Below are 18276 nucleotides of genomic sequence, written 5' to 3' on the forward strand. Positions count from 1 at the left end.
CTTCTCAGGAACTTTTTAAGTTTTTATTTCATATACTATTTTTTTAAAAGTTTCTATATCTTCAATAGCTAAATTAGACAAAATTTTTCTATTAATTCTAATATCAGCTTTTTTTAAGGCTTCAACAAACCTTGAATAATTAATTCCCATACCTGTTAAAGCAGCAGAAATTCTTGCAATCCATAAACTTCTAAACTCTCTCTTTCTATTCTTCCTATCTCTTGTAGCATACATCATACCTTTACGAAGGGTATCCTTTGCTTTCTTATAATTACTTTTCTTAGTACCCCAAAATCCCTTAGTTTTTTTTAAAATTCTCTTTCGCCTTGCAACATGAACTGTCCCATTTTTAACTCTAGCCATACAACCTCCTAAAATTCTAAAATCAACTAAACATAAGGCAATAAAGTTCTAATCCTCTTAAACTCACAACTTGAAATAACACCCGATTTTCCCAAATGTCTCTTTCTTTTAGAAGATTTATTTGTCAAGATATGTCTTAAATTTTGCTTTTTATACTTCACTTTCATCTTTGAAGTAAAAGAATATCTCTTACTTGCACTTTTACACGTCTTCATCTTTGACATTCATATCTCCTTATTATCACTTCCTAGATTTAGGTGCAACAACTAAAAACATAGTCTTGCCTTCCATCTTAGCCGGTGATTCTAAATTATAATTAACATCTCCAACTCTTTCAAGAACACTATCTAAAATTCCATATCCCAAATGAGTATGAGCAAGTTCGCGTCCTCTGAATCTTATAGTAACCTTTACCTTATTTCCCTCTCTAAGAAAGCCCAAAATATTTCTAGACTTAAAATCAAGATCATGAGTATCTATTTTTGGCTGCATTCGAACTTCTTTAAGTTTAATTATTCTCTGATTTTTCTTCTGCTCCTTTTGCCTCTTCTCCTGATGAAATTTATATTTACCATAATCAATTATCTTACACACTGGAGGTGAAACATTCGGGGAAACTTCAACTAAATCAAGATCAGCCTCCCTAGCTTGCATAATGGCTTCTTCAATTGGCAAAACAGATTGAGTTCCATCTTCAAAAACAACCCTAACTTCACTAGCCTTTATTTTATGATTAATTTTTAATTCTTTCTCCCCCGGCTTAATTCTATCCCTATTGGAACTCCTATTTATCATCTAAAAATATATACTCCTCAAACAATATCAATTAATAACTAATTTTAATATACCTTAATGAAAAAGTAAATTACAATATCTCTATATTTAAAACAATAACAAAAAGTACTACGTAATAAAACAAAAAATCAATTGATTAATCAATAATTAAAAAGTAAAATTTACTTATTATGAATATATTTTTACTTGTAAGTTTGCCTTTAGTTTTAAGAATTTACACATTAATAAAATATCCTCAACTTAAAAAAGTCAAACAAAATTATATATATCTAATGATAGCATTATTTGGAATTACTATCTATTTCTCATTATATTTGACAGAAGAATTAATCTTATATAAAGCATTAGAAATAAACTATAAAACAAAATTAAGTTTAGCAATCTCAATATTCATCAAAGAACACCTTTACTATTATATATTTCCATTATTGACTTTTATATTCTTTTTCACATTTAATTCAGATTCAGCACTTAAAAAAAAACCAATATTTTTAATATATTTTGCTTTCAGTCTTACTTTTTCTAAAAACTTAGAGCTAATTATTTCAAATAGCAAAGTTTTTAGTACATATGAATATATCAAAATACCTATTCTGCATATAATAAAATTTATATCTACAGCAATAATATGCGAAAGAGGAATAAATTTTTCTATAATACACAACATAAATGGATACAAACTTATTCTCATTCCCCTTCTTTTACTAGAAGCAATAATTACAACTTTAAAAGTATTAATTTTAATTAATATGCAATTCTATGCTTTATCCATATCAACAATATTACTGGTAATTATAGCTTTAAACAGGAGCTCATTGAAACTTTAAGCTAATGATAAAGACAAAAATAGCTCTTATTTCATTATTAACTCTATTATCTATATCCAATTGTAAAGAAAACAAAATTATAAATAAAAATTTTAACTATATAATAATTTTCTCAGATGCAACTGCATATTTCTTCAAAATTAAAAATGACCCATTTATAAAAGAAGATATATTATTCATAAATGAAAAAGACATTGAAATGATTAAAGATAAACTAGAAAATGTAAAAAAAATACTTTTAACACATAAATCAAATAATAAAATACTAAATAATAAAAGAAGAAAAAACCTTTTTTCTCTTCCCGATATAAAATTTTCATTAAAAAAGGCTATTGATTTTATATTCAGTAACTCTTTAACAAAATTTAAATCATCATTAATAATGAGAGATAACACCTTAAATAAAGAAGACTTAGAATATTTAGAAAAAAGAGCAAAAAGGCAAAATATAAATATCACTATTATAGATAATAAAAATATAGAATACTTAAAAAATTTCATTACCCCTAAAATAGAAAAAATTATTCTATTTTCAATGAAAAATAATCACATCTACCTAAAAAGATTAAGTAGATCGATGTTTTTTAAAAAAATAGAATTTATTCTAATTGGAGATACTAAAAAAAATCTAAAAGAAATTAACTCAAAATATATAATTGGTATTAATGAATTAGATTTAATAGATATAATAAAAAAAATAGATAAAAATTTTTACTATGAACTAAACATCTATAAAAGATAATGTAAATTTGTTATTCTAATATAGTAACTAATACTAAATAATATTGAGTTCCAAATTATAAGGATTTTATATGATAAAGATTTTAATAATATTGATTACTTTTATTAATATTTATGCATTTGCACAAAATGAAACTGATAAAAAGAACGATAACCAAAAACAAAAAGAATATACTCTTTCCAAAATGGAAGACCCATTTGATTTTAATTTAAGATTTTTTACTGAAAGGATTAATCCTTTACTTGCTAGATTTAAAAACAACAATAATGATACTCAAGATAACAAATTTGTATTAGCACTTAAATATATAACTTCTAGAAGCGATAGTGAAATAAATCTAGACCCAGATAAACAGATGACAATACCAGGCATTGTTAGGAGTCTCTCTTTATGGATAGATGGAAGAGAAACCAACACAGAAGTCTTTGCAATATTAAAAGATTCATCTGGGACTTTTCACTCAATCCCCTTTAAAGCAGAAAACGGTATCTCTAAACTTAACTTCCTTGGATGGAAAAAACTAAGAGCATATATTCCAAAAAATTTTGCACAAAAAAAATATAAATTTAAAAAAGAAACAAGAGACTCTGAATTAATAAGAATAAAAATAATACCTGAGCATAGAATAAATTACGAGCCTCAATATATATATTTATCAGAGCTCAAGGCAATGATTGATGAACAAAGTATATCAAATACTTATGATGATAATTGGTAAACATTTTTAAATAAATCTTTAAAGTTGTGATACAATTTAGCTGCAATACTTTCTACGTCGCAACTTTTAACCTTTGCAACTTCAAGACATGTATACCCTAAAAAAAAGGGAACATTTATCTTACCCCTTAAAGGAACTGGAGCTAAAAATGGACTGTCTGTTTCAATCAAAATATCACTAATGTCTATTTTACGCAAAACCTCTCTTAAAAATTCTGAATTTTTAAAAGTTAAATTACCTGCAAAAGATATTTTAAACCCAAGATCAATAAACTTTTTGGCATATTCATAAGTACCAGAATAACAGTGAAGTATTCCTCTGTTCAAAAAATTGGAAGATTTAATAATATCGTAAACATCATCATAAGCTTCTCTAATATGTAAAATAACAGGCTTTTTATATTTACTAGCCAAATCTAATTGAACATTTAAAGCTTCAATCTGTTCTTTTTTATTATCAGATTTTAAGTAATCAAGACCAATCTCACCAACAGCAATAACATTTTCATTTACCAAAATATTATCAATCAATTCAAAGTCATCTTTTAAAGTGTCGTTTAATGGATGAATTCCAACTGTTAGTGCAATGTTAGAATAAGCTTCTAAAAGCCTTTTTCTATCATAAAAATCACTAGGATGTAAGCCAATATCAAGAAAATAAACAAATCCATTTCTAGAACATTTATTAATAACATGATGAACATCTATAGAATTCTTCTTAAGCTCATTAAAATGAACATGAGTATCTATCAACTTATCAAAAAAAATAGATCTCTCAATTTCAAGGTTCATAAGTCCTTCTTCTTCTTAAGTTCATCAATATAGTCAATAATGGCAACATTCTTCATTCCCAATTGTAAAAACTTTGATAAAATATCCAAAGCATTTTCAATTTGCCCCATTGCCTCATAACATTCAGCAGCATTAATATATAACATTGAGTTTTTAGGATTGTTTTTTATAAGATTTTTAATAGCGGTTAATGCTTCTTCATATTGTCCTTTCTCTTTTTGCAATAAAGCAAGGCCCAGCACAGCAAACATATCAAAATCAACTTCAAGCGCTTTTTTATAATATACTTGTGAATTCTCATATTCCTTCAAATATCGATATATGTCCCCTATCCTTGTTAAAACCAAGTTATTTTTTGAATCCTTTTCTATTATTGCAAGCCAATATTTCAATGCTTCATGATAATCCTTATTCCCCCTATAACAATCAGCAAGTCCAAAAACAGCATAAAAATTATTTGGAGAAATTTCTAATGCTTTTTTAAAAAAATAAATTCCTTTATTGTATTCCTTTAATTTTCTATAACAATTGCCAATTGAAGTCAAAACACGAACATCAATCTTAGCCTGATTTATCTCATACATCTTAAGCCAATATTTCAATGCTTCCTTATACTCTTTAAAATCATAATATAAATGCCCAATACCAACAAGAGCATAATCATTATCTGGCGCAAGTTCTATTACTCTTAAGTATGCTTGTCTAGACCTTTGAAAATTTTTTAACTTTCTATAAGAAGCTGCAACTCTTGTTAAAACAGTAATGTTTTCAGGATCATATTTTAAATATTCTTCCCATATATCTGTAGCCTTTTTGTAATCATATAAACTTCTATAACAATCTCCCAAACCAAAAAGCGCATAATTATTATTCGAATGCTTAGAAAGACATCTTTGATAATAAATTATAGCTTTATCAAAGTTCTTTTTCTTCCTTTCAATATCTCCAAGTCCAACAAGAGCATAATTATTATCATTATCCTTTTCTAAAATATCATTAAATAATGACTTTGCTTCAGCAAGCCTCTCTTCCTTTATTAACTGATATCCCCTCTTGGATTTCTCAGTAACATCAAGAAGTTTATTATCAGAAACTTGCGATATATCTTCAAGATCACCTAATAAAAGTTCCTTTTCTAACATAAATACCCCTTTAACTGGTTTATTAAAGATATAACTCAACTCATTTCATATATGCTATTAAAACGTATAAATTATATTTAGACATAAACATACTAAGATACTAATAAATCTTTAATTTCCAATCTTAATAATACATATTATATAAAAATTTAAAAAAAATATACTTAAATTTACGAGCTCAAATTTTTATTTAAATTTAAACTAAAATCCCTTATACAAAATTTAAAAGCAATTATAACAAAAAAACCCAAAATTAAGATAAAATATTACTATCCATTAGGAGAAAAACTAAAATGATTTTAAATAAATTAGACCCAATCGAAAATAAAATAAAAATGCTTGAAGATAAACTACAGGACACAAATTTAATTAAGAATCAAAAAGAATATGCAAAAATAATAAAAGAATATAATTACCTAGAAAAAATTAGAGAACAAAAAAACGAATATGAAAAAATACTACACCAAATTGAGGAAAATAAAAAAATCTTCTCTGAAGAAGAAAATTTAGAAATGAGGGAACTAATAAAACAAGAATTGGCTACTTTAAATCTTCAAAAGGAAGAGACCGAAAATAAAATTAAGGTATTGCTATTACCTCAAGACGAAAAAGACAGTAAAAATATTATTATCGAAATTAGAGCTGGGACTGGAGGAGAGGAGGCTGCACTTTTTGCCAACAATCTTTACGAAATGTACACAAAATATTCTGAGAAAAAAAGTTGGAAAACAGAGCTTATTAACTTTAATGAAACAGAACTGGGGGGATTTAAAGAAATAAGCTTTGAAATAAAAGGTAAAGATGTATTTAAAAAATTAAAACATGAAAGCGGAGTCCACAGAGTTCAAAGAGTGCCAATAACTGAATCTAATGGAAGGCTTCAAACCTCTGCCGCAACTGTTGCTGTACTTCCTGAAGCTGAAGATACAGATATTGAAATTAATGATAAAGATTTAAGAATAGATGTTTACAGATCTTCCGGTTCAGGTGGACAACATGTTAATACAACAGATTCTGCTGTTAGAATCACACACTTACCTACAGGAATCGTGGTACAGTGTCAAAATGAGAGAAGTCAGCATAAAAATAAAGACCAAGCGATGAAAATTTTAAGAGCTAGACTTTATGAGTTTGAAGATATTAAAAAACAAGAACAACGTTCAAGCTACAGAAAACAACAGGTAGGTTCAGGCGATAGATCTGAGAGAATTAGAACATATAATTTTCCACAAAACAGAGTAACAGATCATCGAGCAAATATTAGTCTTTATAAGTTAGAAGAAATAATACAAGGAGATCTTGATTCTTTTCTTGACATGCTAGCCATTAAACTTCAAGAAAGAATCTTAAAAGATAATTAAATATAACTTTTCAATGAATATAAACGAAGCAATAAAAAGCTCAAAACAACACAATCTACACTATCTTGATGCATTATTATTACTTGAAAAAATTTTAAAAATTAGAAAAGAATTAATTCTTGCCAATAAAAATCAAAATTTAACAAAAAAAGAAGAACATGAATTTTTGAGTAAAATAAATTATATAAAATCAGGAATTCCAATACACTATATACTTAAAATAAAAGAATTTATGGGAATAAATTTTTATATAAACAAATATGTACTTATTCCTAGAGCAGATACAGAATGTTTAGTAGAAGAAGCTTTAATACAAATTAAAAAGAATAACTTAAATAAAATTTTAGATTTATGCTGTGGAAGTGGTTGCATTGGACTTACAATTGCATATTATATTAAGAAAAAGGTAATATTGTCAGATTTTTCTATTAAAGCTCTACAAGTAGCATTAAAAAATACAAAAAGACTAAAATTAGAAAACTATATAGAAATATTATATTCAGATCTGTTAAAATGTATAAACAAAGAGTTTGAAATAATAATTACTAATCCTCCTTATTTAAATGAAGATGAACTTAAAATAAAGGAAAAGTTAGAAAAAGAACCAAGAATAGCTCTTTTAGGGTTCGGGAAAGATGGGCTTGAGCTTTCAAGAAAAATAATACAACAATCAAAACATAAACTTATACAAAATGGATTATTAATAATAGAATTAGCTCCATGGCAAATAGAACCTATGAAAGAATTTGCAATACAGGAAGGGTTTTTATATCTCAAAACTCTACATGATCTTGAGACAAGAAAAAGAGCATTAGTGCTGAGGATAAAAAATGATACAACCCTATGAAATTGCATATTTAATGAAAATAAATGATATTGATAAAATAAAAAACATCTTCAAAAATACTATTAATAACACTTATAAAGATGAGATTCAAAAAAAATTAATATTTAAAGCCCTTGAAATATCAGAACAACTACATTATGGACAATATAGAGAAAGTGGAGTTCCTTATATAATACATCCAATAATGGTTGCCTTATTTCTTTCAAAATTTCAATTAGATTTTAAAACAACAATAGCTGGATTACTACATGATGTGCTTGAGGACACAAGCGTTGAAAAAGAAGAAATAATTAAAGAATTTGATGAAGAAATTTTAAGCCTAATTGATGGTGTAACAAAAATTCATGATTTACACAATAAAACAAGAGCAATTAAAGAAGCAAACACTATTTCAAAAATGTTTTTCGCAATGACTCATGACATTAGAATAATAATCATAAAACTTGCTGATAAGCTACACAACATGACAACTCTTTCCCACTTACCTAAAAATAGAAGAGAGAGAATCTCAAAAGATTGTCTTGCTACCTATGTACCTATTGCAGAAAGACTAGGTATTTCATCTCTTAAAGTATATCTAGAAGATTTGTCATTAAAATATCTTTATCCAAAAGAATATAAAGAGATAAAAAATTTTTTATCCGAAACAAAAATAGAAAGAGAAAAAAAACTATATAAAGGAAAATTGGCAATAGAGAAAGAACTTAAAAAAATTGGGATTGAAGCAGAAATTATAGTGCGCTCAAAGCATTTCTATTCAATATTTAGAAAAATGAAAACAAGAACTAATAAGCTATCTCAAATTTTTGATACCTTAGGTATCAGAATAATTTGTAGAAAGCAAAAAGAATGTTATGAAATACTAGAAATTGTACACAAAGTTTGGAAACCAATACCAGGAAGATTAAAAGACTATATAGCAATACCTAAAGAGAACAAATACCAATCTCTACATACCACAGTAAGAATACCAGAAGATAATCAATTAATTGAAATACAAATCAGAACAGAAGAAATGGATAGAATCGCTAAATACGGTGTTGCTGCTCACTGGATCTATAAAGAGCAAACTGAACTGAAAGCTGATGATCTTTCTTTTATTAATCGAATAAAAAAATGGCAGCAAGATTCGATGAATAAAAACCAATACTCAATGAATGATATACATAAAGAACTATTAAACACATTTATATATGTATATACTCCAGAAGGAGAAATAATAGAACTTCCATTTGGGTCAAATTCAATTGATTTCGCATACGCAATACATACAGACATTGGAGACCAAGCACTCTATGCACAAATTAATGCTAAGATTAGCTCATTAACAAAACCTTTAAGAAACGAACAAATTGTTGAAATATTCACCTCACCTGAGGCAAAACCCAATGTAATTTGGCTAAATAGTGTTAGAACAAAAAAAGCACGTTCAAAAATTAGATCTTGGCTTAATAAAAATGATGACACGATATTTGTAGATAATAACATAATTGCATATCTTATTAGAGAAAATAAAGAACAAAAAAGACTTTTTAGTCTGTTTAAATCATTAACAAAATCTAAAATAAAAAAAATTACATTATCTCCTGAATGCAATCCATCAACAGGAGAAGATATCATAGGCATAATACAAAAAGATGAAATAATAATACACAACGATAATTGTCAAACCGTAAAACAATATAAAAAAAGTAACCTAGTAGAAGTAGAATGGGAGGCAACACCAACAAGAAAAGTATATCATATTGTAATATTCTTAAAAAATTTAAAAGGTCTTTTCAATTATCTAGATAACATTTTTACAAATTTCAATGTAAGACTCATTAGTGAAAAAATAGAAGATTGTGGAAATGGATATGGCATAAGCAACATAATCATCTCATCAAATGCAAAAAATGTAGAAATGGTACTTTTATCTCTCAAAGAGAATCCCAATATACTTAAAATAATGCAAGTAGAAGAAGACATTAAAAATTATGAGAATTAAGATATTATTCTTAATTCTCATAAACATATCTATTTTAAACAAAACAATAAAAGCAAATGGGATATACCCCTATAATGGGATATACCCCTATATTCAACAAATAAAAGAACATATTATAAAAATTAATAAATTAAACAAAGATACAGAAAAAATAACAAAAATCAAAAACACTTATGACTACATAAAAAATTTTCTGGAAGAAAGCAATATTCAATACAAAGAACAATTACTTCAAGAGATTGGCTTTATTGGATATTCGCAAAAAACAATTCACTCACAAGTAAAAGGAATAGGTAAAACCGATTATAATATCATTGTACCTATAGAGATACAATATGATTTACAAAACAATCTTGCAATTGCAATTTCAATGACACTGCTAAATGAATTTAAAAATTTCAAACCTGAAAATACATTAAACATATACTTTATTAAAGATGATTCACATAAACAAATATCAAAAATAAGTAGCATACTACTCCTTAATAGTAACACTCTTGAGAAAAATAAAAGAACAATATATTTGATGCTAAATGAAGAAAAAGAAAATAATATAATAGAATTTAAAAATCAATCAAATATAATAAATTCAAAAACAGATTTAAGCTTTCTAGAATCCCTTATTAATCCATTTGAAAACAATAAAGTAAATTTTATTGTTTCAAAAATCCATGATAAAAATATAAATGAAATATATAATCTATATTTAGAAGAAGAAATTCCCATTTTAATTATCAATAATAATAAAAATATACCTCTTTTAAAATACTCCAAAAACAATAATCTTTCTGAAATTTATAAATCAATTAAAGAAACAATAATATCTAAACAAAATATCCAAAATAAGAATCACTTGCACTATATTATAATCAATATTCCATTTAAAAAATTGATAATAAATGAAAGTACACTCATCATATTAATATATACTATTTATAATTTCATTATATTGATGTTTATTAGTAAATTTACAAAAACTAGCATAATAATCAGAAAAGTCAAAGATAATTACTACAAAATAGCAAGGCTATTTTTTATATTATTCTTAAGTACATATATTTCATTTATAGCCACAAATAAAATACTTACAGAATATACAAACTCAATAGACTATAATGTTATAAATCCAATCTATCTAGTAAATTTTTTCTTAACATTATTTAATTTTAATCTGATATCCTACTTCATATATAACTTTAAAATATATTTAAATTTTAGAGATCTTAAATATTTAGCAATAGCAATTTCCATTATTGAACTCATAATGATACTATACATTAAAATAGAATTTATTTTAATTATCCTATTGAAAAATATATTAATATTAATTATTCCAAATAACAAAAAACTTATAAAAAAGACCATAATAATCATTATTTGGACAATAAACTTCATTTTAATAACATCCCTACAAACAACCCCTCTTGCTTCAAGGCCAATAGCATTATGTTATTTAATATCAATCTCACTTTTCTCACCAATACTTATTAATATAATAGAACATTTAAAGTATAGAACTAAACCGATATTACAAGAATTCAAAAAAGCTGAAAAAATGGAATCTATAATTTTTTTCTTAATGATCGCTACAATAATAATTTCAAATAACATAAGTAAAATTTCAACAATTAAAATCAATCAAATAATAAGCTTTCCAGAGAAAATCAATAAAATTAGCATAGAATATCTTAAAGAAAACAGAAATACAATTCAAATAGTAACAAAAGATTTCAATTTAAATTTAAATAAAAGTGAAAAACAAGTGGAAAAGGAATTTAAAATACAAAAAGATTTAATAAATCTTTCCTTTCAAAAAATAGATATTGCTGAAAGAAGCATATATGGAATCAAAATTAATACTAAGAATATTGCAAAACAAATTAATTTAAAATTAAAAAATGCATCTGAACTTATAATATATCAAAGCAATACACCGTACAAAGTAGCATCTAACAATATAATATTCACCGTAAACAATATTAAGTCAAAAATAATAAATATCGCTTTTACAGTTAAATCGCAAGAAGACATTAAATATGATATATTTGCTTACTTTGACACTAATGACCATTATGTCAAAATATATGATAAAGAAACTAAAACAGAAGATAGAAGCATAAAAATTGATTATTCATATTCAATTAAATACTCAGGCATACTTCCTAAACCTGAAAAACATGATTTAGATATTTTCTTTAAGCTCCAAGATGACAAGGAAATAGAAAAATTAAAAAGTTTAAAACTAAACTAATCTTCCAACTTTTTAAAATCAATTCTTTTTTTCCTTTTTTCATAACTATTAAAAGCAAAATCCACTAACTTATCCACCAAAGACTCATAGCCAACACCATCATGTTCACACATCTTAGAAAACATAGAAATATCCGTAAATCCTGGTATTGTATTTATCTCATTGACATAAATTAAGCCAGTATCTCTTTCAACAAAAAAATCAATCCTTGCCATACCTCTAAGTTCTAAACTTTTATAAACTAAAAATGCATATTCTTTAATATCTAATAAATGTTTTGTATCAAGATGAGCTGGAATATTAAAAACAATAGAATTTCCAGGAATAGTAGAATACTTAGCAACATAATCATAAAATACAAAATCTTGTATAACAATCTCCCCAGGAGTAAATATTTTAATCTGATCATTTCCAATAACAGAACATTCAATTTCTCTAGCTCTTATAAATTTCTCTATAATAACTGTTAAATCATATTTAAAAGCTTCTTCTATGCATTTTTCAATTTGATTATTATCATATGCAATATTTATTCCAATTGAAGACCCCAATACAGCTGGTTTAACAATAACAGGATATTTCAAATTTTGTTTTATATTATTCTTAATTCCTTCTTTATCTAGTAAATAATCATACTTTCTAAGCCCAATAAAAGGCACCAAAGGAATATTAAAACTATTAAGCAAAAGCTTACAAAAATACTTATTACTAGAAATAGCACTTCCTAAAATACCAGGACCAACACAAGGGATATCCATTATTTTTAGAAGCCCCTGAATAGATCCATCTTCTCCTGTTCTTCCATGGACAATAGGAAACACAACATCAATTTCAAGGTCTCTATCTCTTACAAATATCCCATAACCAGGTACTAAACTAATAATAGAAGAACTATCCTTCTTAATAAATTCAGAATCAACAGTAATAGAGTCCAATAAATACCAAACTCCAGTATTCTTGTCAATAAAAACTGAAAACACATTATACTTATCTAGCTTCAGAAGAGCTTTATAAACGACATAAGCAGATCTACAAGAAATTTCATGTTCAAAAGAAACTCCACCAAATATTAACATAAGATTTTTCTTCATAAAATTAACCTCTATTCATTAAACGTAAAATAATATCTTTAATAACAATTTTTTCATCCCAAGGAATACTTTTATCTTTATATATTATTGAATCTTCATGTCCCTTTCCAAGGGTAACTACCAAATCATCAGAATTTGCAAGGGCTATAGCCTTTTCAATTGCATCTTTCCTATTAGGAATGAAAAATAAGTTTTCATTCCTAATCTTATAAGAAATTCCCTCTGCAATATCTTTAATTATATTCATACTTTTTTCACCCCTTGGATCCTCATCGCAAAGTATTATTATATCTGCATATCTATCTGCAATCTCTCCTTGTAATCTTCTTTTAGAAATATCTCTCTCCCCAGCCGAACCAAATACAGCAATTAATCTATTTTTTGAAAGTCTTCTAAATATAGGAAAAAGCTTAAGAAAAGCACCAGGAGTATGAGCATAATCAATTATCAAAGAAAAATTCTGTCCAAAATCAACACCATCCATTCGTCCACAAAGACCCTTAATATTTACAAGACTAGAAACAAGTTTTAGCATACTAATACTTGCAACTTGACTTACAACAATTAAAGCAGCAATTACATTCTCAACATTGAAACTACCTGTCAAATTAACTTTAGCATCATATTTAATATTTTTATTAAAAAATTCAAACTCTGTAAAACCCATTTTTTCATTAATCTTGCTTACAAAAAAATCAGCATTCTTATTCTCCAAGCTATATGTATAATATTTATCAATAGAATTTAAAAAGATAGAAGAACTTTTATCGTCAATGTTGATAACACCAATCCCATTATTAATGGCAGTAGAAGAAAAAAGATTGAGCTTGGCTCTCAAATAATTCTCAATCGTGCCATGAAATTCAAGATGATCATGACTAACATTAGTCAAAACAGCAACAGAATACTTAATATCAACAAGCCTTGCCGTTCTAGGATCAAGGCCATGAGATGTTGATTCAACAATAGCATACTTAACATTATTATTCACCATTTTACTAAGAAAAAAATGAATTTCTGTTGATTCTGGAGTTGACTGCCTATAAGGATTCTTAATTAAATTTCCACTTCCATCATCAAAAAACACTGTTGAAATAAATCCAACCTTAATACCCATAGACTTTAAAAGAGTATATATATAAAAACAAACAGAACTCTTTCCGTCAGTTCCTGTTACTCCAATAATTTTAAGCTTTTTTGAAGGTTCATCATAAAAAATATTAGAAAAATTTGACATAAATCTCTTTATGTTAAAAGAATCAACTTTAATGTATGTTACATCAGGAACATAAAAGTCAACATGACTAGTATATACAATAACATTGCTACCCCTTTGAATTGCCTCTTCAATAAATTTTTGACCATCACAATGAAACCCCGGAAGAGCAAAAAATACAAAACTAGTATATACACATCTCGAATCATATGCAAGCCCTATTATTTCCAAATCACAAGATCCTCTAATCTCGATGATTAAATTCTTATCTAACTTAGCTAAAACACTATTAAGTCTTTTTTTTCTATTCATATTAATAAATTGTACAAAAATAAAAACTATTTTGATATAAAGTTCAGAAATAGAAGCCTTACATTGTCAAAATCTACTCTAGCATTATTAATGCTAGCAAATACTAAAATGCTGTTTACAATTCAATCATTTTTTAATAAACTAACTATTGTTTTATGGCGCTGTACCCAAGTGGCTAAGGGAGAAGTCTGCAAAACTTTGATTCGCCGGTTCGATTCCGGTCAGCGCCTTTAGAGTCAATAAGAGCCAATACAGTTTTTAAGAAGATAAACTAAAATAATAGATATGTTAGAGTTAACATTAATAATAATACTTATAACGCTTTCAGCAATTTTTTCAGCTTCAGAGACTGCATACACTTCATTAAGCTTAATACAAATCCAAGATATAAAGAAAAAGGGAAAATTAGGTAAAGTTGCGTATAACCTAGCTCAAAATCCATCAAAACTCGTTACAACAATTCTAATTGGAAACAATATTGCCAATATAACAACCAGTGTTCTTGCAACAAAATTTGTACTTAACAAGTATGGCAATAATGCCCTTGCTTTTTCAACAGGAATTGTAACAATAATAGTTCTGATATTTTCAGAAATATTTCCTAAGCAGATAGCAATATTAAATAATGAAGGCGTAGCTTTGTCTTCCTCAATATTACTTAAAACATTAACATTTATATTCACCCCTATAATATATGTAATTAATGGAATAACTAAGGTCCTATTAAGCTTATGTAAAATAAAAACAAGTCAAAAAATGAATAAAGATAGTATAAAGAATATGTTATTCTTAGCTGAAAATTTAGGAATTTTAGAAAATGATGCTAGAATATTCATGCAAAAAATGTTAAATATAGGAGAAGTTAGAGCATCTGAAGTTATGACTCACCGCACAGAAGTATTCTCACTTTCAAGCACATCAAAACTAAAAGACAAAATTAAATTGATTAAAAAGGAAGGATATTCCAGAATTCCTGTATATAAAGGTCAAAATAGAGAACAAATAATAGGAATTTTAATAACTAAGGATTTAATTGAAATAAGCAAAAATGAACTTGAAAAAAGTATCATAAAATTTACAAAACCTGCTGTCTTTGTACAACAAAACAAAAGAATAAAAGATACTCTAGCTATCATGAGACAAAATCAAAAAATAATGGCTATTGTTATTGATGAATATGGAGGATTTTCGGGAATACTGACAATAGAGGATATAGTAGAGAAAATATTTGGATCAATATTCGATGAATATGACCTAGAAGAAGAAAAACAATTTATTACTAAAGAAGATGAAAATGTTTATTTAATCCTTGGAGAAACTACCTTTGATAAAATTGAGGAAACTATTGAAATAAAAATCCAACACAAAGATTATATAAACACAATTGGAGGATACATAATGGATTTACTTGACAAAATTCCTAAAGAAGGAGAACAAGTTAATACAGAGCATGGAGAATACTTAATAGAGGAAGTACAAAATCATAAAATAAAAAAAATAACCTTCAAAAAATTTGAAAGGAGTGAAAATGTATAAAAATTTTTATAAAAAGTTTTTTCATTCTTCAAAAGCTAGCTTAAGGGCAAAATACAAATTGAAAGAAGTCCCGACATCTTTAATTGTCAAGCAAAATTCAATAAAATAATGAACATTATATCAAAACTTTATTCTTAATAAATATCAAAAATCAAGAAGAAAAACTTATTTTCTCTTGAAATAAATAAATAAAAAGGAGATAAAAATGCTGAATATTCCAAAATTTTTCAATAAAACATACGAATACACAATAATAATTATTGTATTTGCAATAATATCAATAATAATCATATCAAATGTTTTCGTAGTTGGTCCATCAGAAGAAGCAATTGTTCTTCGCCTTGGAAGACTAAATAGAACCCTTGAATCAGGGATACACATTAAAATCCCACTAATTGAGGAAAAATTCATTTTACCAGTAAAGATAGTACAAGAGGTTAAACTTGGGTTTAACACAGATAATAATAGAGGAATTAATGCTGGTGAAGACGAGGGAATTATAATTACTGGAGATTTAAACATAATAAATATTGAATGGCTAGTCCAATATAAAATAAACGATCCATATTCTTTCATGTTTAAAGTACAAGATCCAGAAGAAACAATAAAAGACATTGCAAAATCATCAATGAACAGATTAATTGGAGATAACACTATTTTTGAAATAATTAATGACAATAGAGTTGGAGTTACAGAGGGAGTAAAATCTTCAATGAATGAGATTATCAAAACATATAATTTGGGAATTGACATTGTACAAGTACAAATCAGAAATGCTATGCCACCAAAAGGAAAAGTCTATGAAGCATTTGAAGATGTTAATATTGCGATCCAAGACAAAAACAAATTCATTAATGAAGGAAAGAAAGAATTTAATCAAATTGTTCCAAAAATAAGAGGAGAAGCGCTCAAAGTAATAGAAGAAGCTAAGGGATATAAAGAAAGCAGAATAAATAATGCATTAGCCGACACTAAAATTTTTAATGCAATTTTAAATGCATATATTAAAGATCCAGAAATTACAAAAGAAAGGATCTATAACGAAACAATGAAAGAAATTCTCGAAAACAAAGATAATATTGAAATAATCGATAAAAATTTAAAAAACTTTCTACCCTTTAAGGAGATAAAATAAATGAAATATATAATAAAATTTTTATTCTCTATTGTTAAGACTGTTGTATTTACATTAATAATTAGCTTAATATCACTTTCTATAATGCAACCAATTTATATACTAAAAGAAAATGAAATTTCAATCACTACAAGACTTGGAAAAATTAACAGAACTGAACACACAGCAGGGCTTAAATATAAAATCCCATTCATTGAACAAGTACAGATATTTCCCAAAATCATACTTAGATGGGATGGAGAACCCCAAAGAATTCCAACAGGTGGCGAAGAGAAACAACTAATATGGATAGATACAACTGCTAGATGGAAAATTGCAGATATTAATAAGTTTTATACCTCAATCAAAACAATGGATAGAGCTTATATAAGAATTGATGCTGCTATTGAACCTGCTGTTAGAGGCGTTATTGCTAAGTACCCTTTACTTGAAATGATTAGAAGTTCAAATGATCCAATCCAGAGACTATCTCAGGGTATTTTGACAGCTCAAGAGACTAAAAATGACACAACTTATCAAATAACAAAGGGTCGAAAAATCATCGAAAACGAAATAATTGAAGTAGCAAATAAAAATACAAAAGACATTGGAATTGAAATCGTTGATGTTCTTATTAGAAAAATTAGCTATGACCCTAGCTTAATTGATTCCGTACATAATAGGATGATCTCAGAAAGGCAACAAATAGCAGAAGAACAAAGAAGCACAGGTATGGCTGAAAAAACAGAAATTCTTGGTAGCATTGAAAAAGAAAAACTAAAATTACTAAGCGAGGCAAAAGCTGAAGCAGCTAAAATTAAAGCTGAAGGCGACAGTGAAGCTGCAAGGATTTATGCAAATGCATATGGCCAAAATATTGAATTTTATATATTTTGGCAAGCACTAGAAAGCTACAAGGCAGTACTTAAAGATAAACGGAAAATATTCTCAACAGACATGGATTTTTTCAAATACTTACATAACAAAAAATAAAATATATAAAATAACTGAAATACTAAATTTAATAAAAGTTTTATTTAAAAAAAATATTAAAGATTTGTTGTAAAAATTCTTTAAGTTTACATTTATTAATAAATTACATAAAGTCTATAAAATATCAACACATTAAAAAGTAAAACTAATTAAATTAAACAAATTTAAAAAGTAAAAACTAAAGTAAAGA

The 18276-nt window shown here is 26.4% G+C and carries 17 protein-coding genes and 1 tRNA gene; 11 read left to right on the top strand and 7 right to left on the bottom strand.

The window, feature by feature from the left end; all coding sequences use genetic code 11:
* Positions 1–15 precede the first annotated feature (15 nt).
* The 3 genes from rplT to infC are packed head-to-tail and all read right to left on the bottom strand — an operon-like array spanning position 16 to position 1158.
* Entirely contained in the window at positions 16–363 is a 348-nt protein-coding gene (gene rplT, locus F0310_RS00885) for a 50S ribosomal protein L20 (protein WP_182117095.1), read from the bottom strand.
* A 26-nt stretch (positions 364–389) separates the two neighbouring features.
* Positions 390–587, bottom strand: a complete 198-nt coding sequence (gene rpmI / locus F0310_RS00890; protein ID WP_182117096.1) for a 50S ribosomal protein L35 — start codon at positions 585–587, stop codon at positions 390–392.
* 16 nt (positions 588–603) lie between these two features.
* Positions 604–1158, bottom strand: a complete 555-nt coding sequence (gene infC / locus F0310_RS00895; protein ID WP_182117097.1) for a translation initiation factor IF-3 — start codon at positions 1156–1158, stop codon at positions 604–606.
* A 170-nt stretch (positions 1159–1328) separates the two neighbouring features.
* Between infC and F0310_RS05760 the strand changes: the two genes are divergently transcribed.
* The 3 genes from F0310_RS05760 (at position 1329) to F0310_RS00910 (ending at position 3445) form a co-directional block, all read left to right on the top strand.
* Entirely contained in the window at positions 1329–1985 is a 657-nt protein-coding gene (locus F0310_RS05760) for a hypothetical protein (RefSeq protein WP_232535923.1), read from the top strand.
* Between the two features lie 4 nt (positions 1986–1989).
* Positions 1990–2727 (top strand): hypothetical protein, encoded by a 738-nt coding sequence (locus F0310_RS00905; RefSeq protein ID WP_182117099.1) that lies wholly within the window; start codon positions 1990–1992, stop codon positions 2725–2727.
* Positions 2728–2797: 70 nt separating this feature from the next.
* Positions 2798–3445, top strand: coding sequence for a flagellar filament outer layer protein FlaA (locus F0310_RS00910; protein WP_182117100.1), 648 nt, complete (start codon positions 2798–2800; stop codon positions 3443–3445).
* Here F0310_RS00910 and F0310_RS00915 read toward each other — a convergent pair.
* Entirely contained in the window at positions 3427–4236 is an 810-nt protein-coding gene (locus F0310_RS00915) for a TatD family hydrolase (RefSeq protein ID WP_182117101.1), read from the bottom strand. The two genes, F0310_RS00910 and F0310_RS00915, sit on opposite strands and share 19 nt — an antisense overlap.
* A complete protein-coding gene (locus F0310_RS00920) occupies positions 4233–5378 on the bottom strand; it encodes a tetratricopeptide repeat protein (RefSeq protein WP_182117102.1) in 1146 nt (381 codons plus the stop codon). The genes F0310_RS00915 and F0310_RS00920 overlap by 4 nt, the downstream gene beginning before the upstream one ends.
* A gap of 293 nt (positions 5379–5671) precedes the next feature.
* Here F0310_RS00920 and prfA point away from each other — a divergent pair, with 293 nt between their 5' ends.
* Genes prfA through F0310_RS00940 form a run of 4 tightly spaced genes read left to right on the top strand, consistent with a single transcriptional unit; the run spans position 5672 to position 11824 of the window.
* On the top strand, positions 5672–6739 hold the full coding sequence (gene prfA, locus F0310_RS00925) for a peptide chain release factor 1 (RefSeq protein ID WP_182117103.1): 1068 nt from the start codon (positions 5672–5674) through the stop codon (positions 6737–6739).
* A gap of 13 nt (positions 6740–6752) precedes the next feature.
* Positions 6753–7586 (top strand): peptide chain release factor N(5)-glutamine methyltransferase, encoded by an 834-nt coding sequence (gene prmC / locus F0310_RS00930; RefSeq protein ID WP_182117104.1) that lies wholly within the window; start codon positions 6753–6755, stop codon positions 7584–7586.
* Positions 7570–9573 carry a RelA/SpoT family protein gene (locus tag F0310_RS00935; RefSeq protein ID WP_182117105.1) on the top strand — a complete coding sequence of 668 codons (2004 nt, stop codon included), beginning with the start codon at positions 7570–7572 and terminating at the stop codon, positions 9571–9573. The genes prmC and F0310_RS00935 overlap by 17 nt, the downstream gene beginning before the upstream one ends.
* Positions 9563–11824, top strand: coding sequence for a hypothetical protein (locus F0310_RS00940; protein WP_182117106.1), 2262 nt, complete (start codon positions 9563–9565; stop codon positions 11822–11824). The genes F0310_RS00935 and F0310_RS00940 overlap by 11 nt, the downstream gene beginning before the upstream one ends.
* On the opposite strand, the gene F0310_RS00945 is transcribed toward F0310_RS00940, so the two are convergent.
* Complete coding sequence (locus F0310_RS00945) at positions 11821–12915, bottom strand: D-alanine--D-alanine ligase (protein WP_182117107.1); 1095 nt, start codon at positions 12913–12915, stop codon at positions 11821–11823. The two genes, F0310_RS00940 and F0310_RS00945, sit on opposite strands and share 4 nt — an antisense overlap.
* A 4-nt stretch (positions 12916–12919) precedes the next feature.
* Complete coding sequence (locus F0310_RS00950; protein ID WP_182117108.1) at positions 12920–14443, bottom strand: UDP-N-acetylmuramoyl-L-alanyl-D-glutamate--2,6-diaminopimelate ligase; 1524 nt, start codon at positions 14441–14443, stop codon at positions 12920–12922.
* 157 nt (positions 14444–14600) lie between these two features.
* Here F0310_RS00950 and F0310_RS00955 point away from each other — a divergent pair.
* The 4 genes from F0310_RS00955 (at position 14601) to hflC (ending at position 18086) form a co-directional block, all read left to right on the top strand.
* Positions 14601–14673, top strand: a tRNA-Cys gene (locus F0310_RS00955).
* Between the two features lie 55 nt (positions 14674–14728).
* Positions 14729–15979 carry a hemolysin family protein gene (locus F0310_RS00960; RefSeq protein ID WP_182117109.1) on the top strand — a complete coding sequence of 417 codons (1251 nt, stop codon included), beginning with the start codon at positions 14729–14731 and terminating at the stop codon, positions 15977–15979.
* A gap of 205 nt (positions 15980–16184) precedes the next feature.
* The gene (gene hflK / locus F0310_RS00965; RefSeq protein WP_182117110.1) at positions 16185–17114 is read left to right on the top strand and encodes an FtsH protease activity modulator HflK; all 930 of its coding nucleotides are present in this window, start codon (positions 16185–16187) and stop codon (positions 17112–17114) included.
* Positions 17115–18086: a protease modulator HflC gene (hflC, locus tag F0310_RS00970; RefSeq protein WP_182117111.1), complete on the top strand. Its 972-nt coding sequence runs from the start codon at positions 17115–17117 to the stop codon at positions 18084–18086.
* Positions 18087–18276 lie beyond the last annotated feature (190 nt).

It is taken from the genome of Borrelia sp. A-FGy1 (assembly GCF_014084025.1).
Lineage (GTDB): Bacteria > Spirochaetota > Spirochaetia > Borreliales > Borreliaceae > Borrelia.